Source organism: Streptomyces sp. NPDC044063, assembly GCF_056434285.1.
This window is the reverse complement of record NZ_JBWKFM010000026.1, coordinates 35899-60796: the sequence shown is the minus strand read 5'-3', so window position 1 is coordinate 60796 and position 24898 is coordinate 35899. Positions and strand designations below refer to the sequence as shown.

At 70.8% G+C, this 24898-nt stretch carries 27 protein-coding genes and 2 pseudogenes; 15 read left to right on the top strand and 14 right to left on the bottom strand.

Annotated elements, in window-relative coordinates; genetic code table 11:
- Positions 1-153 precede the first annotated feature (153 nt).
- Positions 154-915, top strand: a complete 762-nt coding sequence (locus tag AC07BS_RS27260; protein ID WP_478934788.1) for an SDR family oxidoreductase — start codon at positions 154-156, stop codon at positions 913-915.
- Positions 916-934: 19 nt separating this feature from the next.
- Here AC07BS_RS27260 and AC07BS_RS27255 read toward each other — a convergent pair whose 3' ends face one another.
- The gene (locus tag AC07BS_RS27255; protein WP_478934787.1) at positions 935-1354 is read right to left on the bottom strand and encodes a hypothetical protein; all 420 of its coding nucleotides are present in this window, start codon (positions 1352-1354) and stop codon (positions 935-937) included.
- A 190-nt stretch (positions 1355-1544) separates the two neighbouring features.
- On the opposite strand from AC07BS_RS27255, the gene AC07BS_RS27250 reads away from it, so the two are divergent.
- A complete protein-coding gene (locus tag AC07BS_RS27250; RefSeq protein ID WP_478934786.1) occupies positions 1545-2480 on the top strand; it encodes a helix-turn-helix domain-containing protein in 936 nt (311 codons plus the stop codon).
- Positions 2481-2496: 16 nt separating this feature from the next.
- Here AC07BS_RS27250 and AC07BS_RS27245 read toward each other — a convergent pair whose 3' ends face one another.
- Together AC07BS_RS27245 and AC07BS_RS27240 are read right to left on the bottom strand one after the other, a co-directional pair.
- Positions 2497-3264: an ATP-grasp domain-containing protein gene (locus AC07BS_RS27245; RefSeq protein WP_478934785.1), complete on the bottom strand. Its 768-nt coding sequence runs from the start codon at positions 3262-3264 to the stop codon at positions 2497-2499.
- A 162-nt stretch (positions 3265-3426) separates the two neighbouring features.
- On the bottom strand, positions 3427-4026 hold the full coding sequence (locus AC07BS_RS27240; RefSeq protein ID WP_478934784.1) for a hypothetical protein: 600 nt from the start codon (positions 4024-4026) through the stop codon (positions 3427-3429).
- Positions 4027-4095: 69 nt separating this feature from the next.
- Between AC07BS_RS27240 and AC07BS_RS27235 the strand changes: the two genes are divergently transcribed.
- Complete coding sequence (locus AC07BS_RS27235) at positions 4096-4695, top strand: hypothetical protein (protein WP_478934783.1); 600 nt, start codon at positions 4096-4098, stop codon at positions 4693-4695.
- An 11-nt stretch (positions 4696-4706) separates the two neighbouring features.
- Here the strand turns inward: AC07BS_RS27235 and AC07BS_RS27230 are convergent, their stop codons facing one another.
- The 4 genes from AC07BS_RS27230 to AC07BS_RS27215 form a co-directional block, all read right to left on the bottom strand.
- Positions 4707-5267 (bottom strand): hypothetical protein, encoded by a 561-nt coding sequence (locus tag AC07BS_RS27230; RefSeq protein ID WP_478934782.1) that lies wholly within the window; start codon positions 5265-5267, stop codon positions 4707-4709.
- 77 nt (positions 5268-5344) lie between these two features.
- Positions 5345-6628 (bottom strand): M48 family metallopeptidase, encoded by a 1284-nt coding sequence (locus tag AC07BS_RS27225; protein ID WP_478934781.1) that lies wholly within the window; start codon positions 6626-6628, stop codon positions 5345-5347.
- Between the two features lie 181 nt (positions 6629-6809).
- The gene (locus AC07BS_RS27220) at positions 6810-7220 is read right to left on the bottom strand and encodes a hypothetical protein (RefSeq protein ID WP_478649733.1); all 411 of its coding nucleotides are present in this window, start codon (positions 7218-7220) and stop codon (positions 6810-6812) included.
- Between the two features lie 162 nt (positions 7221-7382).
- Positions 7383-7853 (bottom strand): hypothetical protein, encoded by a 471-nt coding sequence (locus AC07BS_RS27215; RefSeq protein WP_478934819.1) that lies wholly within the window; start codon positions 7851-7853, stop codon positions 7383-7385.
- Positions 7854-8044: 191 nt separating this feature from the next.
- On the opposite strand from AC07BS_RS27215, the gene AC07BS_RS27210 reads away from it, so the two are divergent.
- Genes AC07BS_RS27210 through AC07BS_RS27200 form a run of 3 tightly spaced genes read left to right on the top strand, consistent with a single transcriptional unit; the run spans position 8045 to position 9915 of the window.
- Positions 8045-9094 (top strand): alpha/beta fold hydrolase, encoded by a 1050-nt coding sequence (locus AC07BS_RS27210; RefSeq protein WP_478934780.1) that lies wholly within the window; start codon positions 8045-8047, stop codon positions 9092-9094.
- Positions 9095-9113: 19 nt separating this feature from the next.
- A complete protein-coding gene (locus AC07BS_RS27205) occupies positions 9114-9308 on the top strand; it encodes a hypothetical protein (RefSeq protein ID WP_478649741.1) in 195 nt (64 codons plus the stop codon).
- Positions 9309-9354: 46 nt separating this feature from the next.
- A complete protein-coding gene (locus AC07BS_RS27200; RefSeq protein WP_478649743.1) occupies positions 9355-9915 on the top strand; it encodes a CGNR zinc finger domain-containing protein in 561 nt (186 codons plus the stop codon).
- 83 nt (positions 9916-9998) lie between these two features.
- Here AC07BS_RS27200 and AC07BS_RS27195 read toward each other — a convergent pair whose 3' ends face one another.
- Positions 9999-10214 (bottom strand): hypothetical protein, encoded by a 216-nt coding sequence (locus AC07BS_RS27195; protein WP_478649746.1) that lies wholly within the window; start codon positions 10212-10214, stop codon positions 9999-10001.
- Between the two features lie 694 nt (positions 10215-10908).
- Here AC07BS_RS27195 and AC07BS_RS27190 point away from each other — a divergent pair.
- The 3 genes from AC07BS_RS27190 (at position 10909) to AC07BS_RS27180 (ending at position 12374) form a co-directional block, all read left to right on the top strand.
- The gene (locus AC07BS_RS27190) at positions 10909-11085 is read left to right on the top strand and encodes a DUF4177 domain-containing protein (protein ID WP_478649772.1); all 177 of its coding nucleotides are present in this window, start codon (positions 10909-10911) and stop codon (positions 11083-11085) included.
- A 201-nt stretch (positions 11086-11286) separates the two neighbouring features.
- A complete protein-coding gene (locus tag AC07BS_RS27185) occupies positions 11287-11754 on the top strand; it encodes a hypothetical protein (RefSeq protein WP_478934779.1) in 468 nt (155 codons plus the stop codon).
- Between the two features lie 314 nt (positions 11755-12068).
- A complete protein-coding gene (locus AC07BS_RS27180) occupies positions 12069-12374 on the top strand; it encodes a hypothetical protein (RefSeq protein ID WP_478934778.1) in 306 nt (101 codons plus the stop codon).
- Positions 12375-12435: 61 nt separating this feature from the next.
- Here AC07BS_RS27180 and AC07BS_RS27175 read toward each other — a convergent pair whose 3' ends face one another.
- Positions 12436-13011, bottom strand: coding sequence for a hypothetical protein (locus AC07BS_RS27175; RefSeq protein WP_478934777.1), 576 nt, complete (start codon positions 13009-13011; stop codon positions 12436-12438).
- A gap of 182 nt (positions 13012-13193) precedes the next feature.
- A pseudogene (locus AC07BS_RS27170) lies at positions 13194-13460 on the bottom strand (cbb3-type cytochrome c oxidase subunit I); the annotation flags it as partial.
- A 4-nt stretch (positions 13461-13464) separates the two neighbouring features.
- Here AC07BS_RS27170 and AC07BS_RS27165 point away from each other — a divergent pair.
- Positions 13465-13743, top strand: a pseudogene (locus tag AC07BS_RS27165) (sigma factor-like helix-turn-helix DNA-binding protein); the annotation flags it as partial.
- Complete coding sequence (locus tag AC07BS_RS27160; protein ID WP_478650539.1) at positions 13736-13903, top strand: hypothetical protein; 168 nt, start codon at positions 13736-13738, stop codon at positions 13901-13903. The pseudogene AC07BS_RS27165 and the gene AC07BS_RS27160, both read left to right, overlap by 8 nt.
- A 41-nt stretch (positions 13904-13944) precedes the next feature.
- Here the strand turns inward: AC07BS_RS27160 and AC07BS_RS27155 are convergent, their stop codons facing one another.
- Together AC07BS_RS27155 and AC07BS_RS27150 are read right to left on the bottom strand one after the other, a co-directional pair.
- Positions 13945-14592 carry a hypothetical protein gene (locus tag AC07BS_RS27155; protein WP_478934776.1) on the bottom strand — a complete coding sequence of 216 codons (648 nt, stop codon included), beginning with the start codon at positions 14590-14592 and terminating at the stop codon, positions 13945-13947.
- Between the two features lie 35 nt (positions 14593-14627).
- Positions 14628-15530, bottom strand: coding sequence for a LysR family transcriptional regulator (locus AC07BS_RS27150; protein WP_478650542.1), 903 nt, complete (start codon positions 15528-15530; stop codon positions 14628-14630).
- 112 nt (positions 15531-15642) lie between these two features.
- Here AC07BS_RS27150 and AC07BS_RS27145 point away from each other — a divergent pair, with 112 nt between their 5' ends.
- A complete protein-coding gene (locus tag AC07BS_RS27145; RefSeq protein WP_478934775.1) occupies positions 15643-16338 on the top strand; it encodes an SDR family NAD(P)-dependent oxidoreductase in 696 nt (231 codons plus the stop codon).
- Here the strand turns inward: AC07BS_RS27145 and AC07BS_RS27140 are convergent.
- Positions 16311-17219 carry a LysR family transcriptional regulator gene (locus AC07BS_RS27140; protein WP_478934818.1) on the bottom strand — a complete coding sequence of 303 codons (909 nt, stop codon included), beginning with the start codon at positions 17217-17219 and terminating at the stop codon, positions 16311-16313. The two genes, AC07BS_RS27145 and AC07BS_RS27140, sit on opposite strands and share 28 nt — an antisense overlap.
- Before the next feature lie 145 nt (positions 17220-17364).
- Between AC07BS_RS27140 and AC07BS_RS27135 the strand changes: the two genes are divergently transcribed.
- Positions 17365-18099 carry a flavodoxin family protein gene (locus AC07BS_RS27135; protein WP_478934774.1) on the top strand — a complete coding sequence of 245 codons (735 nt, stop codon included), beginning with the start codon at positions 17365-17367 and terminating at the stop codon, positions 18097-18099.
- A gap of 84 nt (positions 18100-18183) precedes the next feature.
- Here AC07BS_RS27135 and AC07BS_RS27130 read toward each other — a convergent pair whose 3' ends face one another.
- Complete coding sequence (locus AC07BS_RS27130) at positions 18184-19224, bottom strand: vWA domain-containing protein (protein ID WP_478934773.1); 1041 nt, start codon at positions 19222-19224, stop codon at positions 18184-18186.
- A 381-nt stretch (positions 19225-19605) separates the two neighbouring features.
- On the opposite strand from AC07BS_RS27130, the gene AC07BS_RS27125 reads away from it, so the two are divergent.
- Both AC07BS_RS27125 and AC07BS_RS27120 read left to right on the top strand, forming a co-directional pair.
- Positions 19606-21642, top strand: a complete 2037-nt coding sequence (locus AC07BS_RS27125; protein ID WP_478934772.1) for an AfsR/SARP family transcriptional regulator — start codon at positions 19606-19608, stop codon at positions 21640-21642.
- Between the two features lie 84 nt (positions 21643-21726).
- On the top strand, positions 21727-24732 hold the full coding sequence (locus AC07BS_RS27120; RefSeq protein ID WP_478934771.1) for an AfsR/SARP family transcriptional regulator: 3006 nt from the start codon (positions 21727-21729) through the stop codon (positions 24730-24732).
- Positions 24733-24898 lie beyond the last annotated feature (166 nt).

The following is a 24898-nucleotide window of genomic DNA, read 5'->3' as shown; positions in this document are numbered from 1 at the left end:
ACCGCTGGGACGGAGCCACCACCTGCCTGGTGGTGGCACCACCAGTACAACCGCCCTCCTGGTTGTCCGGGCGCGCGGACCGCAAGGTGGATCTCGTCGCCGGCCATCCCGGCGGCGACCAGCCATCCCCCCCCGCCGTACAGGAGTCCCCCCATGAACTACGCCACCCTCGCCGGACGTACCGCGGTCGTCACCGGAGCCGCCAGCGGCATGGGTGAGGCCACCGCTCGCCTGCTGGCCGCCAACGGCGCCCGTGTCGTGCTGCTGTCCCGCCGCCGCGACCGGCTCGAGGAGCTGGCCACGAAGATCGTCGCCGATGGAGGCCAGGCCCTGGTCGTCCCCGTGGACGTCACCGACCAGGCCTCCGTCGACGCGGCGGTCGCCGCGGTCCACGAGGCGTACGGCCCCGCCGACCTCGTCGTCAACAACGCCGGCGTCATGCTGCCGAACCCGATCGACAACGGCCGCGTCGACGAGTGGACCCGGATGATCGACACCAACATCACCGGCGCCCTGCGCGTCATCCGCGCCTTCACCGCCGACCTCGTCGCCGCGGCCGCGGACGGCCGTTCCGCCGACCTGGTCAACGTCTCGTCGATCGCCGCCCACCTGACGTTCCCCAACTACGCGGTCTACAGCGCCACCAAGGCGGCACTCACACACCTGTCGGCGATGCTGCGCACCGAGCTCGGCCCGCGGGACGTCCGCATCACCAACATCGAGCCGGGCATGACCGACACGGAGCTTGGCGGGCACATGGACAACGCGGCACTCGCCGAGGAGCTGCGAGGACTGCAGGAGGCGGTCGGCTCGCTGTCGTCCGACGAGATCGCCGACGTCATCGGCTTCGTCACCAGCCGCCCCCGGCACGTGAACCTGCGCCAGGTGATGGTCCTGCCGACCCGCCAGGCGTGACGCCCCGCGGCGGAGCGGGTCAGCTCTTGCGGAGGGTCGTGCACTTCCTGGCGTAACCCTTGGTCGCGCAGACCTCGAACTTCACGGATTTCACGAACTTCGTGGCGATCGACTCCGGTCGGGCGTAGGCGGTTTCACCGTTGTCGTCACCGATCGCGAGGGTCCTCTCCGTCCGGGGGTTCCCCGCGATGTAGTCCTTGTAGATGACATGCAGAACCGGGCGCCAGCCGTCCTTCCCTTTCATATCGCTGACGAGGGGCTGGTGCATCGTCAGCTCGTAGATCCCGTCTCCGCGATAGGCGGAGGTCACGTTGCCGGTGCCGCCGCGGGCGTAGGCGTTTCCTCCGCTGTACGAGGCGGCGGAGGCCGGTGTCGCGGTCATGAAGGTGACGGTGGCCAGCAGCGGCACGGTGACCGCCAGTGCGCGTGAAGTCTTCACAGGCCTGCCTTTCGCGAGTCCCTCTGGACGAACCTGAGTAGCTCGCAGCCTGTGGCGTGGCTCGCCCTGGGGGCAACGGCCCGAGCCGTCCGGGACGGGGCGTCGGCTGTCCGGCCTGGTCGGACCGCTGTCCGGCGCCGGTCCGGACAGAAAGGTTGCCCGATGGCATGCCCGCGGCAACCATGTGGGGATGGGGAGCCAGGGGGAGCCGGACCCGAACGCAGCGCGCGATGCCGCCGAGTTCGTGGCGCGGCTGAGGCAGTTGAAGGAAGCGGCAGGCCTGACCTTCCGGCAGCTGGAGGCGCGTGCTGCCGAGTGCGGTGACGTTCTGCCGCGCAGTACGCTCGCCGATGTGCTGCGGCAGGACGCCCTGCCACGAGCGGAGCTGCTGGCGGCGTTCGTCCGCGCGTGCGGGCAGGAGGAACACGTACAGGAGTGGCTGGCGGCACGGGAGCGGATCGCCTCACGGCAACAGGACCCGCCTCCACCACGAGAGCCGTCGCGCCGCATCGGCCGGTACGGGCGGGCGCTGGGCGTCCTGCTGATGCTGCTGGGTTTGGTCGGCGGCGGCACGTACCTCACGGCAGGGAGGACGGGCGGCGGCCACGGCACGGCGGTAGACGCAACGAGCTCCAGTGGGCCGCCCGCTCTCGCACCCGGTACGTACCGCATCCGTTCGGCCGTCTCCTCGCTGTGCCTGTCCGAGCGCGACGGCCAGGGCACGGGGAACGTCTACCAGGCGGACTGCCGCAGCAGCATCCCCACGTACGCGCTGGAAGAGACGGACGGCGGGACGTACCGGATCCGCAGCCTGCACCCGGTCTTCGGGTACGGGTGCCTGGGCGTGGGGAACGGCAGTTCCAAGGGCGGCGCGCAGATGATGGACGACTACTGCGGTCACCGCGGCACGGCGGAGAACTTCCGATTACGGCGGGAGGGCACGCCGGCGGGCGGGTACCGCGTCATGCCGCTGCACACGGGGGCATGCCTGTCGGTGCCCGGCGGCTCGAAGCAGCAGTGGTCGCCAGTGCTGCAACTGCCCTGTGCCACCGGGGGCGCGGGGCAGGTCTTCCACTTCGACCCGGTCGCCTCCCCGCGCCCGATTCCCACGATCAGCAGCAACTAGCGGCGACTAGCAGTAACTAGTGGACGGTCGGCGCTGCCGGTTCACGGATGAAGGGCTGGTCCGCTTCGGCGACGCGGTGGGCGGGTGCCGCGGCCCGCAGGATGACATCGAGGGCCCGATCGGGGTCGGCGGTGTAGAGGCCACTGGCCCAGGCGGCGTTGGCCTCGATCACCGCCCATGCTCCGCCGGTCGTTCCGACGTCGACGACGATGGCGCTGGGGAGGGTGTGCCCGTACGCCGACAGGAGGTCGTTGCCGAAGGCTTCCGCGTCGGCGCTGAGCGGGCCGGGGGACAGGTGGCCGGCCTCGGCGTAGCGGCTGCCGGTGTGCACGGCGCCGTCGAGGATGTGAAGGCGGTATTCGGCGGTGAACTCCACCACGTCACTGACGAGTACCGGTGTCCGCGAGTCCACTGCGTCGGGCCCGGGAAGCCGGGAGCCGTCGGCGTAGACCATGGCGCGTATGTTCTTGTCATTGGGGGACTTGACGAAGACCGGGCGGCGCAGGGCGTAGGCCCGGGCGATCGGCATGGCGCGGATGTCGCGACGGGTGTACGCGCGCGGCAGGTCGGCCAGCCAGGAGGCGGGCGCCTCCAGCGCCGCGATGCCGAGTGCCGGGGCAACGGCGTCCACGAAGGAGGGCCCGGCGTGGACATGATCGGCGCGCAGGCCGTCGGGCACGGCGAAGGTGGGCAGCTGCACGGTGTGCAATCCACGCTGCCGGGCGGCCTCGCGGACGGATTCGGCGGAGGCCGTGAGGCGGGGTGGGAAGAGGAGTGTTGCCATAAGCGTCGATCATGAGGGACGCCACCATGACCTGCCCACTGTTTAACGCGCCAGCCGTACGCCGAGACGCACGCGCCGACGCCCGGTGGCGCCGCGCAGCACCCGGGTCCGGTACTCGCGACACCTCACCGCCCGATGTTTCCGGAATGCCCGGAGCGGAAATCAGTACGCACCGCCACGGAAATACACGCTGCGGTGCTCCCGCGGGAGGTCGCCGCGCTCGTGTGCCGCGTCGGACCGGTTTTCCGGGGCCGACTGCCCGGCCAGGGTGTGGAGCCTCTCCAGGCCGGCCAAGACCTTGTCGCGGTTCTCGGCCCGTTTCATCCACACCGGCAGCCGCGCGAACATCGCCATCGTCGGACGGGCCAGGCCGCGCTCGCGCAGCCGGGCACCGGTGTAGGCGGCCAGTTCGCTCAGGTGCGCCTCGTTGTACGCCCACAGGACGTTTCCCGCGCACCGGGTCTGCAGCCACAGCGGCCGCCGGAAGAACGGATCCTCTGTCCCACCCATCACCGCGCCGACCAGCCCGGTGCCCCGCATTCCGGGCTCCCAGTCGTCCGTGGCACCACACCCCGAACAGGACAGGCGGCGCGGCTGGAACAACAGCTCGCTGAAGTACTTGTACGCGGGCAGCCCCGGCCTGGGCACGACGAGACAACGGCCGTCGCACCGCGGGCAGACCACCAGGATGCGGTCGGCGAACTGCACCAGCCACTTCCCCGGATCGTGATGGCGGGCCGGGCCGTCCGGATCAGCGTTCATGACGGACACCCTCGCAGGTGAACGCGGGTCCGCGCGACCACGTTTCCGCGTGGGACATACGGTGTCGACATGTCGGCAGACCCGTGGTTCGTGAGCGATGACCCAGAGACCGAGTCCGAGCTCGACCGGACCGAGCGTGTCTTCGTGACGGCGCTACGCGAACGCGCCGAGGCATGGAAGGTCCAACCAGCTGTCAGCTGGGTGGGACGGCCCGAGGACGACTCGTCGCTCGTGGTCTGCGTGGGCCTTGGCGACGGGCCGAACGGATGGCCTCCGATCATCGGCCTGCACCTCACAGGCTCCACGGTCCGCGGAGACCACCTCAACGAGCACTTCTACTACCTGCCGCAGCCGCGAACCAGGCTGGCACTGGACGCCACCGGCACCCCCCGGACGCTTGCGGCGCTCTCGGCCGACTGGTTCGAGGGCATCCTCCGCATGCCCGTGGTGCGGCACGAGTGGCATCACGACGGCCGGCTCTACGCGTACAGGTTTCTCTTCGCGGACGACGGCGACGGCCGGTGCGACACATACCGCGACAGCCACGCCCCGCCAGGACAGCGCGAGCACTTGCAGGCCATCGGGGCGGAGGACGCCGGGCGCTGGATCCGGTCGGGAGCACTTGGCCGCCCCGATCGCGTTGCTGTCCTACGGGGCACGCCGGACTGACCTCCTCCTGGTCAGGGCCCGAGAACGGTGGGCGCCGTCGTGCTCCGACGAGGGGCGGACGGCGGCGGGATACGGTCCAGGAGTTCCCGGGCGGCCCGGGTCAGGCGCGCGGTGATCCCGTCCGGTGACAGCTGCCGCCCGCCACCCTCCCCATGCCCCATCACTGTGTCGATCAGGGGATTCAATTCCTCGCACCGCCCGTAGGCCTCCGCGACGTCCTCGAAAATGAGCGCGGCACCGTCCACGGGGTCGAGCCACCCGCCGACGATCTCGGAAGCCCACCAGCGGGCGAGCGCCAGCCGGCCCTCCCAGTAGTCCTCGGGTGGGTGGAACCCGAAACCGAGCTCGTCGATCACCTGGCCGAACAGCTCCGAGGCCTGATCGTGCTCGAAGCTCGTCAACGCGGCCAGGTGCAGCAGCGACGGTGCGTCGACGCCGGCGATCAGGGCGCGCAGAGCAGCCTCGATCAAAAGCGCGGGGTCGCCTCGCCGGCCGTCGACCCACCCATGGGCGATCTCATGCAGTTCCCGAGCTGCCTCGGCCCCTGCGGCGGGGGCTTCGCTGGTCGACATGACGGCATGCTGCCACGCACCGTCAGCGGCCGGAAAACGAGTATCGCGTCGGCAGAGCAGGGGCCGTCGGACGCTACCTACTCGGTAAGCCCGTGCTGGACGATCTGCCGTGCCAGCGAGCCGCGGGCATCGGCGAGTTCCGCGGTGATACGGAGTTCCCGGTCGGCGTCTGCCACCACCGCCGCCGGCACGGGAGCGCTGACCAGCAGGTGTTCGCGTCGCAGATGTGTCGGTGGGTGGGTCGCGTCGACGGCGTGTCCTCTCAGGACGCCGGCCCGACGCCGGCGCTCGTACTCGTGCTGAGGGATCGATTCCATGTGCGCGGACAGGCGCTCCCACAGCCCCTCCGCCCGGTCCTCGGGCCGTCCGGTCCCGCGCCGGCTCGCGCGGGCCGTATTGGCCTCGCGCTGCAGGGCGGTGACAGCCGAGTCGGAGACCAGGAGCCGGTCCATGAGCGCCACGGCCGCCTCGGTGGAACCGGCGCGAGCCGCCGCGGAGTCGGCGAGGTATTCGGCGCGCTGGGTGGCGCGCAGCGTCAGCTGGTCCAACAGCTTCAGTACGCCCTGGACCAGACAGCGAGGCACGAGATAGAGGAGGTTCACGGCCATCTCGGGAAGGGACGGCCGCGCGATCGGGGCGAGAACGTAGCGCCAGGTGATCAAGGAGCGGTACGCGGTACCCACGACGAGCCCATGGCGGGTGTCCCCGTTGCTGAAGTGGCCGAGCTCGTGGCCCAGCAGGGCGATGCGCTGCTGCGGAGTGAGGGCCTGCCACAGGGAGAGCCCCAACGTCAGCAGGCGGCGACCGCGCACGCCGTACGTCGTGACGCTCGCGTTGGCGTCGGTGTCGATCGCGACCGCGTCCACGCCGGTGGTGCCGACCACGCGGGCGACATCGTCGATCAGCGCGTACAGCTCGGGAGCGTCGGCACGACGCAGTAGCGGGCCTTGTACGGACAACCGCCTCAGCCGCGGCCTGAGCACCCACGCCAGCACCAGGAACAGCACTCCCATCACCATCCCCGTACCGCCCCAACCGGCCACCAGGCACCAGACCCCGGCCCCGAGCAGGACGACGGTCACACCATGCACGGCGAACGCGATCGCGTAGGCGAGGACCGCGGAGGCATCACGCCTCGGTCGTAACGTCCTGCCGGATGTCACCTCGGCCAGCAACTGCTCGCCGTAACGGCGGGCCAGTGTCCGCCGTGCCCTCTCCAGCCGCCCCTGCTCGTCCTCCGGTCGCCCCGGGTCCACATTCCAGTCGCAGCCGGCGCACCAGACGGTGAACCGGCTGTCCGCCCGGATCTCGGACCCGCACTGCGGACACGACCGAGTCGTCGATTGTGTGGTGTCAGCCACCGGCACACTCTCCCCATCCCACGGCCCCTCCCCAGAAGCCGCCTGATCATGACCACGCAAGGTGATCACGCCGGCACACTCCCGTAAAGCCCGTTTTCGGAACGGGTCGCCGAGGCCGACCAAACGGATCTCTGATGGCTGGCTTTCGCCGGTCTCACCTGGGCTCGACCGCGTGGCTGGGTCATTGCCCGCGGTTTTCCGGAGTGAGGAAGAAGAACCAGCCCGGGGTGACATGGTAGGAACCCTCGCAGGCGGCGATGTCCGCGCCGTTGTGCACCGCCGCGCGGTAGGCGATGCCGCCTCCGAGGTAGTCCATGCTGTCCGCTCCCACAAGAAGCACGAGTGCCACGGCCAGGTGAAGCATCGAACGCAGGGGACGGCGTGAGGGTGTTCTGATGGCTCGGACCGTTCCAGTGATGGACACGGCGGCGGCTGCGACGATGAACAGGATCGAAGTCAAGGAGAGCGCCGTCAGGGATCCTGGGGTTCGACACAGGACGTAGAACTGGGGCGACGGAACCGCGGCGGGCGCGCGCTCATAGAGGGCGAGCCAGACGGCTGCCAGACCTGATGCGGGGATGAAGAGCCACAACCGGTAGATCCTCGAGCGTCGTCCGGCTATTGGTTCACCCTGCATGTATCTTCCTCATCCGGCACCGGGGACCAGTCGGCGCCGCCCTTCTTCCATTGCTCGGCAGCCCTTCGATGGCGTCAGCTTACGACCGATCGGCGATCGCCTCGTCTCCTCGCAGCATTATCGGCTGCCGACTGCCGGTCGGTACGCAAGAGCTATGTCGACGATGTCCTCTGCCGAGGCGTCCCCGAGTTCGGCAGGAGGATGGAAGATCAGGTCGCTGACCCGCGGATGCGGCATGTTGGCTTCGAGGAGCCGCAGGTAGTAGTCGCTGTCCGGGGCGCCGGTCAGGAGTCTGCGGACGATCTCGACGAGTTCGTCGGTGGTGATGTCGGCGATCCGGGGCCGGGCCGGCCGGGCGGCCTCCCTCGCGAAGTCGGTCAGGCTCCGGCCGGCGTCGTACTCGGCGAAGTCGAGAGCCTCGTAGTCGTGACCTGTCCTCGTGTTGAAGGCCCTGATTTTTTCGTCCGCGCTCTTGGACCCGGTGAGCACCAGCTCAGCGATCCGTGAGATCTCACGGCCGAGCTCCTCCAGTCGCTGTCGGCTCACCGACGGGGCCATCAGTTCAGCTCTCAGATCCACGGCCCGCATTATGCCGCTGACCTCGGACACACCGGCAGGCGCTCTCGTACCAACGGTGTCGGTCACCCGTTTAGGCAGTGACTTGACGTCAGCCGACATGGAACGCCCGCTCAGCGTCACCTTCTTGACCGGTGACGCTCCTCGATGAGACAGTCAGTCGCAGCAGAAGCCGGTGCACACGAGCGCACGGAGTGAATCCCATGATCGACAGGCGTGGCTTCAGCAAGGCAGCAGGACTGAGCACGGGCGCGGCCGCCGTTTCACTGACGGGCCTGCCAGGCGTGCCGGGCCTGCGGACCGCGTCCGCGGCATCGACCGCGCACTCGGTCACCTCCGCGGCACACACCACTTTTCCGCAGATCAAGCAGGTCAAGGCCGGCCTGCTGAACGTCGGCTACGCCGAAGTCGGCCCCGCCCACGGCCCCGTGGTCATCTGCCTGCACGGCTGGCCGTACGACATCCACAGCTATGCCGACGTCGCCCCTCTGCTGGCCGAAGAGGGCTACCGGGTGATCGTCCCGTATCTGCGCGGCCACGGCACAACGCGTTTCCTGTCCGACCGGACGTTCCGCAACGCCCAGCAGTCGGCGATCGCCCTCGACGTCATCGCCCTGATGGACGCCCTGCGGATCGAGACGGCGGTCCTGGCCGGCTTCGACTGGGGCTCGCGCACCGCCGACATCGTCGCCGCACTCCGGCCCGAACGCTGCAAGGCCCTCGTATCGGTGAGCGGCTACCTCATCACCGACCGCCGGGCGAATCTGAAGCCTCTGGCGCCCCAAACCGAATACGCCTGGTGGTACCAGTACTACTTCTCCACCGAGCGGGGCCGGCTCGCCATGGAGGACACAACACTGCGCCACGACCTGACACGGCTCGTCTGGAAGACCGTGTCACCGACCTGGGACTTCGACGACGCCACGTTCGAGCGCACCGCGGCGGCATTCGACAACCCCGACTACGCGGCCATCGTCATCCACAACTACCGCTGGCGGCTGAGCCTCGCCGACGGCGAGCGCCGCTACGACGGACTCGAGAAGCGGCTCGCCGCGCGGCCGGTCATCGAGGTGCCCACCATCACCCTCGACCCCGAGCGCGATCCCTTTACGCCGCCGGGCGACGGAGCCTCGTACCGGGACAGGTTCACGGGCAGGTACGAGCACCGCACCCTGGAGGGAATCGGTCACAACCTGCCCCAGGAGGCGCCCACCGCCTTCGCCCAGGCCGTCGTCGACGTGGACCACTTCTGAGACCGAACGGAGTTCGACCATGGAATCCCGCAGCACCACCGACGGCACCGCGGCGGCACGACGAGCGCGGTTCGGCACGTTGCCCGAGCGCATCCGGTACGAGGACATGGTCGAGGAAAAGGAGGCTGCGGCGAGCGACTCGACACGTCACACGTGCGACCCCGAGCGATCGTGGACGTACTTCTCCTGTCTCGCCGTTGACCTGGGCCTGTAGGCGAAGGTTCTTGCTCCGGCTCACTGTCACCTGTCAAACTGGTGACGTGAACCTCGATCACGTCTTCGTGTGCGGAAACCCGGCCCTCGACTTCGCCGCCACACTGCGAGCGCGCCGCTCGGTGCGCTTCGAGATGTTCACGACGCCCGACAGGCTGACGGCGTGGTACGTGGAGTCCGGCATCGTCGACGCGGTCTCACCCGGCCAGGAGGCCGATGTCCAGCAGGCGACGACCGTTCGGGAAGCGATATATCAGCTGGTCACCGCCCGTCGGCTCGGTGGGGAGTGGGACAGGGCGGCGCTGACCGTGGTGAACAACGCGGCACGCAAGCCGCCCGCGGTCCCGCAACTCACTCCGTCGGGGCGATGGACGCAGGCGACGCCGGAAGAAGCCCTTTCCACGGTGGCGCGCCATGCCATCGAGCTCCTGAGCGGGGCGGACGCGCCCCTGCTCAAGGAATGCGGCAACCCGGAGTGCACCCGCACCTACATCGACCGCTCGCGGGGCATGCGCCGGCAGTGGTGCGGGATGGCGTCCTGCGGCAACAAGATCAAGGCGGCCGCGTACCGCGCCCGCAAGAAGACCGCACCCGCAGCGGCCACCTGACCTCACCCGACCTGACCGACCCGACCTGCGCCAGGGGTCGCCGTCATCGCCGCGCAGCCCACCCACCACGGCCTCAGATGGAGTCAGTCGGGCGGCTCGCTCGTGGGCGGGGCCGCCTCGCCGGTCGCGTCGTCGGGGCGCCGGGACTTCTCCGCACCGGCACCCTTGGCGTCGGCGGCCCCGGCCCCGCCCCGCTCACCGGCCTTCTTCCCGGTCTTCGAGGCCGGGCCCCGGCGGTCGCCACTCGCCTGCTGGTCCTGCATGTCACGGGGGACGCTGCCCCGGCGTCGGTCTGTCATGACGGCCGGTCCTTCCCGCTCCTGCCCTTGCCCTGTCGCTTGCTCTCCGCGTCCTGTCCTCGTCGCTGTACGCCTCGGAGGGCATCGCCGCCCGCCGTGCCGCCCTCGTTCTGGTAGCCCTCCCGGGCGCTGGCCGTTCCTGGAATGGAACGTTCACGCGGGAGGCTCTCCTTGCCCGAGTGCGCTCCCGGTTCCTCGTCGCTCCGCGCTCGTTCGTAGGGATCGGAACCGGTCTTCTTGCGTTTGTCCCGGGCCATTCCGCCCACCTCCCGTTCGTACGGCTCCTCGCCGACCCGCCGAGGACACGGCGGAGCCTGCCGAGTACCCCCGTGCCGGATATGCATGTGCGTATCCGGGGCCCACGTTGGGGCAGCGGTGCCTCGACGAGCTCGAGTGGAGACTTCACTCAAGGCTGGGTATCGTCAAATGAGCGTTTGGCCGGACGTTGTCGGCGTACAGACAGCATTTACGCCCCCGATCCCCAGCGCTGTCGGAGAAATTCCACTCGATCAGCGACAAACTCCCGAGTCCCGTGCTGCCTCTGGAAGGCCGGAAGACTGGAAGGGGAGAAACAATGCGTTCGATGCGATCCCTCACGCGGCTGGCAAGCCCGATCGCTGCCGCCGCGGCCCTGGCACTCTCGCCGGTTCTCGCGCCGCAGGCCGTTGCCGTGGCCGCGCCAGCCCATGCCGCGGTGGCTGCCGTACCGCAGGTCACATGGGAATACGCGACCGCGCCACTCCTCCCGGGGGCTACCAAGCAGATTCTGGACACCTGGGGCGCGGACGGCTGGGAGCTGGTTCAGGTCGCTCCGAACCCGACCAACCCGGAACAGCTCGTGGCCTATTTCAAGCGGGCGCTGCCGGAGTGAAGGACATGGGGTGTCCCGGACGCCATCTGCTGTCGGACGCAGAAGCGTGACGGTGGACCGGGGCCGGCCGCATGACAAGGGGACAGGGCCCCGGCCCGGCAGGGGCTGTCAGTCCCCGTTCCTATGATCGTCGCCATGCCTGATGCTTTCACCGTCCTGTGGACTCAAGACACGTGCCGTGCTCTGCGTAAGGAGGGGCGCGTGGGTGAGCGGCCGACCGTGGCGTTCTCCGGTGTCCACCAGTCCTTGCCCACCTGGTCGGGTGCCGGCGCCGGTGACGAGGTCTATGCGCTGCACGTCAACCGGTGCGAGGTGTTCGTGGTGTCCCGGATGCGGGTGATCGACACGGAACGCGGCGACTGCTGCGGCACGGCACCGGCGACGTGGGAGAACCCGCCGTTCTCCGGACACGACGACTGGTGGATGCTCGGCGCCGGTGGCTGCGGCGCCACCGCGGTGCACGTGGACGCGACACCCGTACGCTTCGACACGCCGATACCCGGTGACCTGCTGCCGGCACTGGCCTGGCGCAACCGCCGAGGACAGACCCGTAACCTGAAGTACGTCGTGGACGGCCGTCTGGAGCGCTCGGTCAGCCTCCAGGGGTTCTACCGGCTGACCCCCGAGTCCGCCGACGCGCTGGCCGAACTCGTCGACAGCGCACCGTGAAGGGCCACTGCCACGAGGCTCTTCGCCGATCCCGTCGCAGATAGAGGCGTCGGGAAACGCCAGGGTTCGCTACCTGCCGGCGGCGGCGTGCTTGCCGCTAGCCTCGGGTCGGTGAGGGGAGGGCCAGGGATGCCCGGAGGGCAGGAGAAGCAGTGCAACGCCTGCAAGGGCGATGGATTGACCGAGAAGGAACAGCACAAGGTCGAGCTTGACGAGAACGGCAACCAGGTGGCCGTCACATACCGTTTCACCTCTTCCTGTTCGAATTGCGGTGGCAGGGGGAAGGCATGAAGGACTCGGAGGAGGGGGCCGCTGTGGACCAGCCTGATCGGATGCGGCCCGTGTTCGTCTGCGTGAGCTGCGGATGCACCTATCTGCCACCGAAGGCCATGGAGTATCCGGATCCGGGCATGAAGGTCTCGCCTCTTCACTGCAGTGAGGAGAAGTGCCGTCAGCTGTGCGAGGAGTTGCCGGAGCAGGTGCGCACCATGATGGGCAGGTTCGCGTGGGTGCGGGCCGAGCAGGGGATGGACCGTGAGCTGCCCGGTCTGCCCGCGCGCGCACGGGCCCGTACGGCGCGGCGGGCGCGCCCGGGGGTCGGCCGCTCGAAGTTGCGCTGACCGGGCCCCGGGGCGCACCGCCGGGAGGGGGAGCGGGGTACGTCGTGCACCTCGCCTTCCCTCACTTCTTTTCGCACGTCAGCGTGGGCCCCTGGAGCATGCCGCCGTTGTACGTGGCCTGGCCCTGGGGAAGCCAGTAGCCCATTTTCGAGATGACCGTCGAACAGTCCTTGCCCAGGCGCACGAGCACCGTCACCTCCATGGGGCGTCCCGGCTGAAGGTTGACCAGGGCGCAGTCCAGGACGTGCGGCCGCCGCTGGGTGGACGGGTAGGCCCCGGCCAGCGGGTTGCCGCACTGGCGGTCGGAGGAGGAGATCCGTACGCCCTTCCCCTCCTCGCCGATCATGCCGAGACGCGCGTTGCTGTCGCCGCGCAGGTCCCGGCGGGTGACCGTGTAGGTCACGGCCGTGGTACGGCCGGGGCGCAGGACGGCCGGGCTGACGGTGATGGTGTGGACCGGTTCCGGCCGCGGCCAGGTGAACATGATCGCCCGGGTCCACGTTCCCCGTACGTCCAGGCCCGAGGCCGCGGACCGGACGCGCGCGGTGACCGTGACCCGGTACGTGCCGGGCCCGGGGTAGCCGGTACGGGTGGCCAGCTTGCCGGTCGCGACCCGGCGTCCGTCGCGTGTGGTCATCCGGTACGTGCCGGTCACGTCGCACGCCGACCGGCCGCACCGGGCCGGTGCCGAGAGGTCAGGAAGCTCTCGTCCAGGGCCCCGCACAGCCGCATGTCCGCCGTTCGCCCCTTCCCGCCGCTCCCTCCGCCGAGCCTGGCACCCCCGACACACCGCTGCTCTCCGGCGACCGAAGGTGCCGCCTTACGGTCCGCCTCCAGCGCGAACAGCGCCGCGGCCAGCACCGGGAAGGCCAGCAGGACCAGCACACCGGTCAGCAGCACGTTCCAGGTGAAGATCGGCATACGGAACATCGTCATGCCCGGAGCGCGCATGCAGATGATCGTGGTGATGAAGTTGACCGAACCGAGGATCGTGCCGAAGCCCGAGAAGGCCAGACCCATGACCCACATGTCGGCCCCCACGGACGGCGAGTGCGCCGCGCCCGACAGCGGCGCATTGGCGAACCATGCCGTGGACAGCCCGGACACGGACCGCCCCGGCGCCTGGGTGCACGAGGCCCTCGCCCGCCTCTCCCCGTCCGACCAGGGAGCGCTGCGCCTGACCGCCTGGGAGGAGCTGACCCTCGACGAACTGGCCGTGGCCCTGGGCTGCGGCCGCGGCGCCGCCGCCATGCGCCTGCACCGGGCCCGCCGCCGGCTGCGCGCCGAGGCCGAACGCATACGGCCCGCCCTGCCCGTAGGGTCCGGCACACCAACCGACGTGCGCGCTGGAGGCGACGACGATGCATGACGAACTGGAACTGCTGCGCACGGCCAATCCCGTACCGCCCGGTGACGGCCCCTGGCGCGACCGCCCGCTCGACGCCGGCGCCGAGCGCGCCTTGAACCGCCTGCTGTACGGGGCCCGCGTGGTCGGGGTGCTCACCCTGAGCCTGTCGGCGTTCCGCTGAGGGCCGGCGGCAGGTGACCGCCGACCCCTCCTCGTCGTCGGTCAGGACTGGAAGATCGCGGCGAGCTCGGTGATCACGCCGTTCTTGTTCATCGTGATGTGGAAGAAGTTGCCCGCGCAGGTGTACGGCTTGCCCGGCTCCTTCCCCTCCTTGCACGCCGTCACCACGTCCCGCAGCTTCGCGGCGGAGGCCGGTTCGCTCAGCCACGTGTGCTGCCGCGCCTTCTCGTCGTACGTCAGCAAGCGGATGCTCGCGTCGGGTGCGAGGTAGTAGGGGCCGAGCGGTTGGCTGACCTCGAAGTATCCGCCGTTGTCCACTTCCGGGCCGCACTTCAGTTCGGGCTCGGTGGCGCCCAGGACCGTGAACTCGCCCTTCTTCTGCTGCTCCACACCCGCGATGTTGATGACGGTGCGGACCGTCGGCTCGAGCAGCGTGTCCTTGTTCGCGCAGAAGTCCGCGGGCGTCCGCACCTTCGCGTCCTGCGGTGCGGCGGGGTTCGCCGTCGGGGTGGGGGTCGGCCGCGCGGATGCGTCTGCCGTCGTCTTCGGCGGTTCGGGAGCAGGGTCCGAGGCACCGCCGTCGCTGCCGCATGCCGTCGCGGAGAGGGTGGTCAGCGCGATGAGGGTGATCGCGATGTGTGTCCGCTTGCGCGTGTGCTGATGTGTTCGCGTGTGTGCGTGCGCGCGCATGCTCCCGCCCCCTCGTATGTGATCCCGGCGGGACGCTAGCACGGACGTTCGGGCGAGTGGGGTGGTGTGGAAATCGCCCCAGACCGTGGCTGGTGGCCAGGCTCGTGCGGGTTCCCGTTCGCATCGCCGACGTGTCGGCGCAGCGTTGCGGTGGCGATGGTCAGGAAGTCCGTTACGGGGCCCGCGCGGCCGTGCTCCGGTACCGCAAGGCACGTCTCGACGGGTGGGGCGTCGGCGACCGGCAGGTACACGAGGTCGGGGCGGGTGTAATAGCCCGCGATGCTGACGGGGACGAGTGCGATGCCCTGGCCGGAGGCGATGAGCTCGAACTTCTCCTCCAGTGAGAACGTCCGTCGCGTGCTGCCGTCGAGGATCGGTTCACCGTCGAGATCGGCCGTTGTGAGGGCGCGGCGGCCGGCCAGCGGATGCGTCACGGGCAGGCAGGCGACCTTGGTCTCGTGGCCGATGGGGACGGTGTGGAGCCCGGAGTCGTCGAAGGGGCGTCGGAGGTATCCCACGTGCGCGCGGCCGTCGCGGAGCGGCGCGTCCCGTTCCCACCAGCGCAGCGGGAAGACATCGATCTCGACGTCCGGGTGGCTCACCGTGAACGCCCGGATCACGTCCGACACATGGAGGCCGGGCGAGAAGCCGACGACGAGCCGCTGCTCGCCCCGCTGGGCCTCATGCACGCGTCGCAGCGCCACGTCCACCACCGTGGTGATCCTTGACGCCTCGTCATACAGCTGTTTCCCCGCGGGAGTCAGCTCGACGCTGCGCGTGGACCGTATGAACAGCGGGCATCCCAGCTCCTGCTCGAACGCGCGGATCTGCCGGCTGAGGACCGGCTGTGCGATGAACAGCGCCTGTGCCGCCCGGCCGAAGTGCCGATGCTCGGCCACCGCGACGAAGTAGCGGAGCTTTCGCAGATCCAGATCCATAGCGTGACGGTATCAACGCGGCCCGAAGGGTATTGGACGCCCGGTCGGACCACTCGGAGACTTGCAGCATGATCGCCGCAATCACTTCGACGGTCGACTGAAAGGGAAGCTCATGAACAGCGCCCGCAAGACAGCCCTCATCATCGGGGCCTCGCGCACCCTGGGCCTCGGGCTCGCCGCCGAGTACCTCCGTCGCGACTGGGACGTCATCGGCACGGTCCGTGGCAGCCGGCGCACCGGCCTCCACGACCTGGCCGAAGCCTCCGGAGGACGGCTGACCATCGAGTCGCTGGAGATGACCGAGCCTGAGCAGATCTCGGCACTGCGCGAACGACTGGCAGGGCACACACTCGACCTGCTCTTCGTCAACGCCGCCATCACGCGCGGCGACATCCCGATCGGCGAGGTTCCGACGGAGATGTTCACCGAAGTCATGGTCACCAACGCGCTCAGCCCGATGCGCGTCGTGGAGACCCTCGGCCCGCTGGTCGCGCCGACCGGCACGATCGGCGTCATGTCCTCCGATCAGGGAAGCATCGCGCTGAACACCGAAGGCGGACAGGACCTGTACCGGGCCAGCAAGTCCGCGCTGAACCAGTTGATGCGCGGCTACGCCGCCCGTCACGCCGACGACACGCGAACGCTGCTGCTCATGGACCCCGGCTGGGTCCGCACCGAACTCGGCGGACCCGACGCCGATCTCAGCGTGGAGGAGAGCGTTCCGGGGGTGGCGGAGACGATCGAGCGCCACCGAGGGAAGTCCGGCCTCCACTTCGTTGATCACGAGGGGCAGGTCGTGCCCTGGTAGAGGTCCGTGGTGGCGTGCAGCAGGAGGAGGTCGCGCAGCGCTGTGGCGGTCTCCGATGGCTGGGTGGGGGTGAGGATGACCTGGTCGGCGGTGGTCGACGGGCCGGTGAGGGGGATGACGCGGAGGCCGGGTGGCTGGTGGTCGAGGGCGGATTCGATCGTGATGCCGATGCCCGTACCAGCGGCGACGTGAGCGGTGATGGCGTGGAGGCTGTCGGCGGTTCTGATGATGCGCAGGTCGGCTCCACCGATCCGGAAGGCGGACAGGAGGCGGTCGCACAGCCCGCTGTTGATCTGGTGGGGCCAGGTGAGCAGGTCGGTGGTGGACAGTTCGGACGCGCTCAGCTCGGCGCGCCCGGCGAGGGGGTGGGTGGCGGGGACGAGTGCCATGAACCTCTCGGTGGACAGCACCCTCGCGCGTATGCCGGTGATGTCGTCCGTCGCCCAGCCGATGCCCAGCCCGATCGTCTTCGCGCGCAGGGCGGTGAGCTGAGCCGTGGTCGGCATGGCTTCCGGCACGATGGTGACGTCCGGGAAGCGCTCGCGCAGTTGTGGCAGGCAGCGCAGCAGCAGTTGGTGGCTGGTGTATTCGGCGTGGGCGACGACGAGGGTGGTGCGCATCCGGTCGCCGGAGGCCAGTGAGCGTCCGCGTTGCTGGAAGTGGCGCAGCTGGGCGAGGGCGGTGCGGGCGTCGGGTAGCAGCGCCTGGCCGAGGTCGGTCAGCGATACCCGGCGGCTGGTGCGGTGGAAGAGCCGTCCGCCCAAGGTGTTCTCGAGCCGCCTGATGGCGTCGCTGATGGTGGGTTGCCCGCGGTGCAGGCGTGCGGCGGCGCGGCCGAAGTGGAGTTCTTCCGCGACGGCGACGAATGCTTCCAGTTCCATTCTGTCCACGGGGCCAGGCTAACGCGATCGATCGGTGTGACCGATCGCTGCGTGCCGAAGTTCCTCGTTGATGCCGTGTCGCCGGCAGGGTGTGATGGCTGGGCAGAGCAGGGATTCCCCCACGACCGAAAGCAGTGAAGAACGCATGGCAGTCAATGACGTCGACCGTGAGCACGAGGCGCCGATGGTCACGGTGACGGTGGTCTACCACTCGGTGCACGGGCACACCCGGGTCCTGGCCGAGAGCCTCGCCGACGGGGCGCGGCTGGTGCCGGGCGCCCAGGTGCACCTCGTCGAAATTCGGGCCGAGGACGTCACCGCGGGCCGTTGGCACGACGCGGAGGTGCTGGCGCTGCTCGATCGCTCCGACGCGATCGTCCTCGGCTGCCCGACGCTGATGGGCAGCGTGTCGGCGGTGTTCAAGGCGTTCATGGAGGCGGCGTTCACGCCCTTCCTGACGCAGGCATGGAAGGACAAGCTGGCCGGTGGCTTCACCATGTCCGCCTCGCAGAGCGGCGACAAGCTGGCGGTCCTGGAGCAGCTGGCGGTCTTCGGCGCGCAGATGGGCATGCAGTGGATCGGTGTGGGTGACATGCCGGGCAACAACTGGAGCGGTGGCACCCGCGACGATGTCAACCGGCTGGGCTCGTGGCTGGGCCTGATGAGCCAGAGCCACGCCGACCAGGGGCCGGAGGACGCCGGATCGCGCGGTGACCGGATCACCGCGCGGCGGTACGGTGAGCGGATCGCCCGGCTGACGCAGCGTTGGGTCAACGCCGTACCGTACGACACCCCCCGGATGACCGAGCACGAAGCCCGCGCCCTGTCGGCCTCCCTCAGGCAGGCGGACGACGCACCGGCAGCGCTGACCAGCGCCTGACCCCGCAGATCCCCCCGCGCCCGCGCCCGCGCCCGCTCCCAGGCCCTCGCCAGCATCCGCCGGCGTCCGCGTCCGCTCAAGGCGTCAGATCATCAGCAGCAGCCGCGTGTTCGCCACGAGCTTGCGGTTGACGCTGGTGCTCTGCACGAAGATGGTGAAGTCGTCGTTATAATCCGGCTTCACGCGGACCTCCGCGTCGGGCAGGCCGAGCAGGGCGCGGGCCTGCGGTCCCGTGTAGACCCGGTCGGTCTTCTTCTCCAGTACGGCGATCTGCTTTCGCGCCTGGATCTTCTCGGATTTGCTCAGCTGGTAGTACGCGCCACCGGTCCGGTAAGTGTGTCCGCTTTCGGTGACCCAGTCCCTGATTCCCGCGTCACGGGCCACCGGAATCAGCTGGTACTGCGACGGATCCACCGGGGTGAGACCGGCCGCCTTGATGGTGTCCTTGTTGACCGCATCCGCACTCATGGAGAAAACGGCCCGTGATCCCCTGATGCCCTGGCTGCGACCGACCATGAATTTCTCGGTGGCCTGCTGGATGACCTGGCCGGCTTCCGCCAGGCCCTGTGTGCTGGTGGCGTCCCAGATGGCGATGTTGTCCTTCGGGAAACCGCACTGCATGGCCTCGCGCTTGCCCATCTGGTCCGGTACGAGGACGGCCAGTGTCCAGTTGTCCTGCTGCGTCTCGATCATCTTGGCCACGGCCTCGACCAGTTCACGCGGATTCCTGCTGGGAGCGCCGGGGCAGCGGTGGCTCGCGTTCTCCTGCCCGTCGGTGAGTACGAAGGTCAGGAAGCTGTGGTCGCCGTACAGCTGGGCCGTCTGAGCCAGCTCGTGCTGCGACTTCAGCGCGGCCGCCAGCAGGGCCGTCATTCCCCCGGCCCGGTAGAGCTGCTTCAGCGACGGCATGCGCAGCACGTCCTTGTCGTAGATGACGCATTCCACCTTGTCGGCGAAGACGTACACCGTGACGCGCGTTTCCTGGTCCAGTTCCTCCGACCGACGGGCGAGGTAGGCGATCTGCTGGTCGGCGACTTCGACGACCTTGCGACTCAGGTGCGACATGGACGAACTGGCATCCAGCACAAGGGCAACGTGATTGATGTAGTTCTGAGTTCCGGACATGGCAGGTCCCCCTCTTTCCGGCTTCCGGCTTGATGTTCCTACCGTCTCACCCACCACTGACAATCGACCGCGGCTCCCGGACCGGACGAAGAGCACAGCCGGTGAGCCCACCCGACAAGTCCACTCGACGAGTCCACCCGACAAGTCCACCCGACAAGTCCACCCGACGAGGAGGCACGCTCCTCGGACCGCCCCTGAGACGGAGGGTGCCTCCGGCGGATCACGCCACGCGAGCGAGGGGAAAGGAAACCGGCGTAGCGGATTTTTGATGATATTCATGGGAGGGGCAGCGGTCGCCGTGGCGACCGCCGTCCGTGGCTCTACCGGGACAGGGGGACAGCTGTACCCGGGAGCGATATCCGGGGACAGGGGGCGCGAACAATGACCGACGACACCGTGCGCTTCGCCGTGCTCGGCCGACTGCGGGCGTGGCGTGGCGACAGCGAGCTGGATCTCGGTCCGCGGCAGCAGCGGACCCTCCTCGCGCTGCTGTTGCTGCGGCAGGGCGAGCCGGTGACGGCCGGTGCGCTGGTGGCCGAGGTGTGGGGGGAGGACGCGCCCCCGCGGGCGACGGGCACGCTGCGCACGTACGTGTCACGCTTGCGCAAGCTCCTGGAGCCCGGGCGGGACGCCGGGGCGGCCCCCGCGGTCCTCGTCTCGGTCAGCGACGGCTACGCCGTACGCGTGCCGCAGGACGCCCTCGACGTGGCGGAGTTCGAGACCTTCACAGCCGCCGCCGAGCGCGAGCGGATGGCCGGCCGCCCCGCCGAGGCCCGTGACCTGCTGGGCTCCGCCCTCGCGCTGGTGGGCGAGGAACCCTTGCAGGGACTCTCCGGGCCCGGCATCGAGGCGCAGCGGGCACGGCTCGCCGACCGCAGGCTGGCGGTGCTGGAGAGCCGCCTCGCCCTCGACGTGGAACTGGGCGGACACGCCGCCGTGCTGGGCGAGCTGGTGGCCCTCGCGGAACGCCACCCGCTGCGGGAGCCCCTGCACGCGCTGCTGATGCGGGCGCTGGTGCTCTGCGGCCGGCCGGGCGAGGCACAGGCGACCTACGCGCGCATACGCCGCGCCCTGGCCGAGGAGTTCGGTCTCGACCCCGGGCACGAGTTGTCCGCCCTCGCCCGTGACATCGCCGACGCCGATGACGGCGCCGCACCGGCCTACCCGGCCGGCCGGGCAGGCCGGGAGAGCGGGGGAGCGGACCGCCACCCCTGCCCCGCCCAGCTTCCCGGCGACATCGCGGACTTCACGGGCCGCGCCGGCGCGGTGCGCGACGTGTGCGAATTACTCGCCGCACCCCCGGGGACGGGAGCCACCGTCGTGGCGGTCTCCGGCCTGGGCGGGGTCGGCAAGAGCGCGCTGGCCCTGCACGCCGCGCACCGGATGCGGGCGGGCTTCCCGCACGGACAGCTGTACGCGGACCTCAGGCACCCGTGCGGGCACCCTGTCGACCCGGCCACGGCGCTCGGTTCGTTCCTGCGCGCGCTCGGCGTCGCCGATGCCGACATCCCCGCCGGGACCGCCGAGCGCGCCTTCCTCTTCCGCGCCCGGATGGCGGGCCGCCGCATGCTCGTCGTACTGGACAACGCCGCGACCGGCGACCAGGTCCGCCCCCTGCTGTCCGGCACGCCGTCGAGCGCTTTCCTCGTCACCAGTGGCGCCAAGCTCGCCGGGCTCTCCGGTGCCCGGTTCGTCCACCTCGACGTCATGGCGCCCGACGAGGCACTCACCCTGCTCGGGCGGGTCATCGGCCCGGACAGGGCCGCCGCCGAGCCGGAGGACTGCGCCCGGCTCGTGGAGGCCTGCGGCGGCCTGCCGCTCGCCGTGCGCATCATGGCCGTACGCCTGGCCACCCGCCCCTCCTGGACCGTCGCCTCACTCGTGGAGCGGATGGCGGAGGGGGAAGGCCGGCTGGCCGAACTCAAGGTCGCCGACCTCGCCGTGGAGGGGGTCTTCCGGCGGGAGTACGGTCGGCTGCCCGAGCCGCTGCGGCGGGCCTTCCGACTGCTGCCCCCGGCGGACAGGCCGGACGCCGCCTTCCGGGCCGTCGACGTCGCGGCCTCCCTCGGCAGGCCCCCGCACGGTGCCGAGGAACTGTGCGAGTCGCTGGTCGACATCAGCCTGCTGGAGTCGCCCGCGCCCGGCTGGTACCGGTTCCACAGCCTGCTGGCCGAGTTCGCCCGCACATGCGTCGGCCCCGACACCGCGACCGGCCCCGGGTCCACCACCCCGCCCCGGAGCGGCCCGCGCGGTCGCCGGCTCAGGGCGGCGGCGTACGCGCGTGCCGCCGCGCCGGGCTACTCGGCCTGCGACGCGAACCAGGGCGTGACGTCCTCGGTTACGTCCCCGGGTACGGACGCACTGCCCGGCAGTACCTCGTGCACCGCATGCGCCTCGTGCACCGCCTGCGCGTCCTAGAACCCTGTCCGGCAGACCTTTTCGGCACCCCCACGGGCGGCCCACCCGCCCTCCACCGCACCGCCAGCAACTCCGGAGTACAACGTGCCCCACCCCGATCCCACCGCAGCACCCGATCCCACCGCAGCACCCGATCCCACCGCAGCAGCCGACCCCACCGCGGCACCCGACCCCACCGAAGCCCCCGCCCCCGCCACCCGCAGCACCCCGCAACCCCCGCTGTCCTTCCGCGTCCTGGGCCCCGTACAGACCGTCGTCGACGGCGCCCGGACGGACATCCGGCCGCCGCTGTGCGCCGCCGTCCTGGCCGCCCTGCTGCTGCGGCAAGGGCGGCGCGGCTCCACGGCGGCGCTCATCGAGGACGTATGGGGGGACACCGCCCCGCCGCACGCCCTGGGCGCGCTGCGCACCCACGTCTCCCACCTGCGCGGCCTGCTGGAGCCGGGACGCGCCGCGCGCACCCCGGCCCGGGTCCTGGTCTCCCACGGCGAGGGATACGCGCTGCGGCTGGAGCCGGGCGCACTCGACCTCGCGGAGTTCGATCGGCTGACGGAGGCGGCGGAACGGGCGCGCTCCGCCGGCCGGCCGCGGGAGGCGCGCTCCCTGCTCGACGCGGCGCTCCGGCTGTGGCACGGCGAGCCCTTGGCGGGCGTACCCGGCCCGTACGCCGCCGCCCAGCGGGACCGGCTCGTCGAACGGCGCCTCGACGCCGTCGAGGCACGCTGGGAGGCGGAACTCGCCCTGGGCGGGCACACCGCGGCGATCGACCCGCTACGAGCCCTCGCGGACGCTCACCCGTCGCGGGAGCGGACGCGGGAACTGCTGATGACCGCGCTGTACGAGGCGGGCCGGCAGGCCGAGGCCCTGGAGGTGCACGCCCGTGCCGCGAGCGCTCTGCGCGAGCGGGGCGCGGTGCCGGGCCCGGGGCTCGAGCGGATCCACCGTCGCGTCCTCGCCGGGACCGCGTCCTCCGCCGCGGCCGGAGGCGTGACGGCCCTACGCCTGCCACCGGCGACGGCCGACTTCACCGGGCGCGAGGACACCGTCGACACGCTGCGCGGCGCGCTGGACCGCGGCCGGGTCGTAGCGGTCAGCGCGGTGAGCGGCATGGGCGGCGTCGGCAAGACGGCTCTCGCGGTGCACGTGGCGCACGGTCTGCGCGCCCGCTTCCCCGACGGACAGCTCTTCGTCGACCTGCGGGGCACCGACGCCGTGCCCGCCGACCCGGCCCGGGTGCTGGGCGAATTCCTGCGTGCCCTGGGCGTCGTCCCCGGGCGCGTCCCGGCACTGCCGGCCGAACGCGCCGCGCTGTACCGCTCGCTGATGGCCGACCGCCGCGTCCTCGTGGTCCTCGACAACGCCCGCGACCTCGACCAGATCCGCGACCTGCTGCCGGGCGGACCCGGCTGCGGCGTGCTGGTCACCAGCCGCACCCGGCTCGCCGGACTGCCCGGCGCCACCCTGGTCGACCTGCGGGAACTCGCCGAGCACGAGGCGTGGGCGCTCCTCGTCCGGCTCGTCGGCGAGCGGCGCGTAAGGGCCGAGGAGGAGGCCGCCCGGCAGCTGCTCGAGGACTGCGGGCGCCTGCCGCTGGCGATCCGGATCGTCGCGGCCCGCCTGGTGGCCCGGCCCGCCGCCTCCCTCGCCCAGACCGCGCGGGCGCTCGCCGACGAGCGGCGGCGCCTGGCGGAGCTGTCGGGCGACACCGACGACGTCGAGACCACCTTCCGGCTGGGCACCGACCTGCTCGACGCCGAGCAGCTGCGGGCGTTCCGGCTGCTCGCCCTGCCCGAAGTCCCCGAACTGACCCGCGCGGCGGCCGCCGTCCTGCTGGACCGCACCGAGCGGCAGGCCGAGGACCTGTGCGAGAGCCTGGTCGACCTGAGCCTGCTGGAGTCCGTCGGGCCCGGCCGCTACCGCTATCACGACCTGCTGCGCCTGTACGCCCGCAAGACCGCGGTCGAGGAGATACCCGCCGACGAGCGCGACGGCGCGCTGCTGCGGCTCCTGCGGACCTACCTCGCCCTCGCCCGCGACGCCTACCGCGCCGCCACGGCGGGCGACGCCTTTCCCGTCACCCTCACGCCGGTGCCGTCCGCGGAAGGCCACTTCGCCACGCAGGACAGTGCCACGACGTGGCTGCTCGACGAGCTCACCGCGCTGCTCTCCCTGACCGAGCAGGCCGCCCGCCACCCCCACATCCCGGTGACCATCGCCGCCGAGCTGGTCCTGGCCGCCGACCCGCTGGGCCGCCACGCGGACCAGCCGCACGGCCTGGAACGGGCGGCCCGGGCCGTCCTGGAGGCGGCCGAACGCTCCGGCGAGGCCGGCGCCGAGGCCGTCGCACGCTACATGCTCGGCGGCGCCCATGCCCAGCGCTTCGAACTGGCCACCGCCGTACGGCATTTCCAGGTCACCGCCGACATCTGCCGCCGCGAGGGCCACTCGACGCTGCTCGCCCTCACCCTCGGCGTCCGGGCGGGCTGCGCGCTGGGCCTGTACGACTTCCCGGGCGCGCTCGAACAGCTCACCGAGGCCCTGCCGCTGGCCGAGGCGGCGCAGAGCCCCGGCTGTGTGGCGTACGTCCGCGGCTTCCTGGGCCTCGCCCAGCTGGCGACCGGGGCGCCGGAGGCCGCGATGGAATCGGGCCTGGCGGCGGTCGCGGTCGCCGAGGCCTCCGGCGACCGCGAGGGCCGGGCCCACGCCCTGCGCGTGCTGGGCCAGATCTGCCTGTGGCTCGGCCGCCCGGACCAGGCGCTGGACTGCCTCACCCGCAGCCTGGACCTCTGGCGCGCGACCGGATCGCGCTTCCGCGAGTCCCTGGGCATGAGCCTGCTCGCCGAGGCCCACAACGTCCTGGGCCGGCCCGAGGAGGCCGCCGTGTGGGCCGAGGAGGCCAGGGAGAGCGCCGAGCAGCACGGCGGCGGCTATCTGCTGGGCCGGGCCCTCGCCCAGCTCGGTCACGCCTGCGCGGCCCGCGGCCGTACGAGTCAGGCGGCCTTCCACTACCGGGAGGCGCACGCCCTCTTCGACCGGCTGGGGATGCCCGAGGCCCGTGAGCTCGCGGCACGCCTGCAGCAGACGAGCTGACCTCCACAGCCCCGGACCACCGGTGCCCGCCGAGACCTCGGCGGGCACCGGTTTTTTCATGCCCTCTTCCTCATGCCTTCGCGATGCCCTCGCACGTGTCTGTGAACGCCGTCCCCAGCAGGTCAGAGGCCTGCTGACAATCCGTTGACGCGCGGTTGATCGAACG

Excerpts from the sequence above, each read along its gene's own strand:
- AC07BS_RS27260 (WP_478934788.1), top strand. The coding sequence starts at position 154 with ATGAACTACGCCACCCTCGCCGGACGTACCGCGGTCGTCACCGGAGCC.
- AC07BS_RS27135 (WP_478934774.1), top strand. The coding sequence starts at position 17,365 with ATGGCAGTCAATGACGTCGACCGTGAGCACGAGGCGCCGATGGTCACG.
- AC07BS_RS27230 (WP_478934782.1), bottom strand. The coding sequence starts at position 5,267 with ATGTCGACCAGCGAAGCCCCCGCCGCAGGGGCCGAGGCAGCTCGGGAA.
- AC07BS_RS27160 (WP_478650539.1), top strand. The coding sequence starts at position 13,736 with ATGCATGACGAACTGGAACTGCTGCGCACGGCCAATCCCGTACCGCCC.
- AC07BS_RS27155 (WP_478934776.1), bottom strand. The coding sequence starts at position 14,592 with ATGCGCGCGCACGCACACACGCGAACACATCAGCACACGCGCAAGCGG.
- AC07BS_RS27195 (WP_478649746.1), bottom strand. The coding sequence starts at position 10,214 with ATGACAGACCGACGCCGGGGCAGCGTCCCCCGTGACATGCAGGACCAG.
- AC07BS_RS27125 (WP_478934772.1), top strand. The coding sequence starts at position 19,606 with ATGACCGACGACACCGTGCGCTTCGCCGTGCTCGGCCGACTGCGGGCG.
- AC07BS_RS27205 (WP_478649741.1), top strand. The coding sequence starts at position 9,114 with ATGGAATCCCGCAGCACCACCGACGGCACCGCGGCGGCACGACGAGCG.
- AC07BS_RS27130 (WP_478934773.1), bottom strand. The coding sequence starts at position 19,224 with ATGTCCGGAACTCAGAACTACATCAATCACGTTGCCCTTGTGCTGGAT.
- AC07BS_RS27215 (WP_478934819.1), bottom strand. The coding sequence starts at position 7,853 with ATGCGGGCCGTGGATCTGAGAGCTGAACTGATGGCCCCGTCGGTGAGC.
- AC07BS_RS27235 (WP_478934783.1), top strand. The coding sequence starts at position 4,096 with ATGTCGGCAGACCCGTGGTTCGTGAGCGATGACCCAGAGACCGAGTCC.
- AC07BS_RS27140 (WP_478934818.1), bottom strand. The coding sequence starts at position 17,219 with ATGGAACTGGAAGCATTCGTCGCCGTCGCGGAAGAACTCCACTTCGGC.
- AC07BS_RS27250 (WP_478934786.1), top strand. The coding sequence starts at position 1,545 with ATGGGGAGCCAGGGGGAGCCGGACCCGAACGCAGCGCGCGATGCCGCC.
- AC07BS_RS27145 (WP_478934775.1), top strand. The coding sequence starts at position 15,643 with ATGAACAGCGCCCGCAAGACAGCCCTCATCATCGGGGCCTCGCGCACC.
- AC07BS_RS27210 (WP_478934780.1), top strand. The coding sequence starts at position 8,045 with ATGATCGACAGGCGTGGCTTCAGCAAGGCAGCAGGACTGAGCACGGGC.
- AC07BS_RS27175 (WP_478934777.1), bottom strand. The coding sequence starts at position 13,011 with ATGACCACACGCGACGGACGCCGGGTCGCGACCGGCAAGCTGGCCACC.
- AC07BS_RS27245 (WP_478934785.1), bottom strand. The coding sequence starts at position 3,264 with ATGGCAACACTCCTCTTCCCACCCCGCCTCACGGCCTCCGCCGAATCC.
- AC07BS_RS27240 (WP_478934784.1), bottom strand. The coding sequence starts at position 4,026 with ATGAACGCTGATCCGGACGGCCCGGCCCGCCATCACGATCCGGGGAAG.
- AC07BS_RS27150 (WP_478650542.1), bottom strand. The coding sequence starts at position 15,530 with ATGGATCTGGATCTGCGAAAGCTCCGCTACTTCGTCGCGGTGGCCGAG.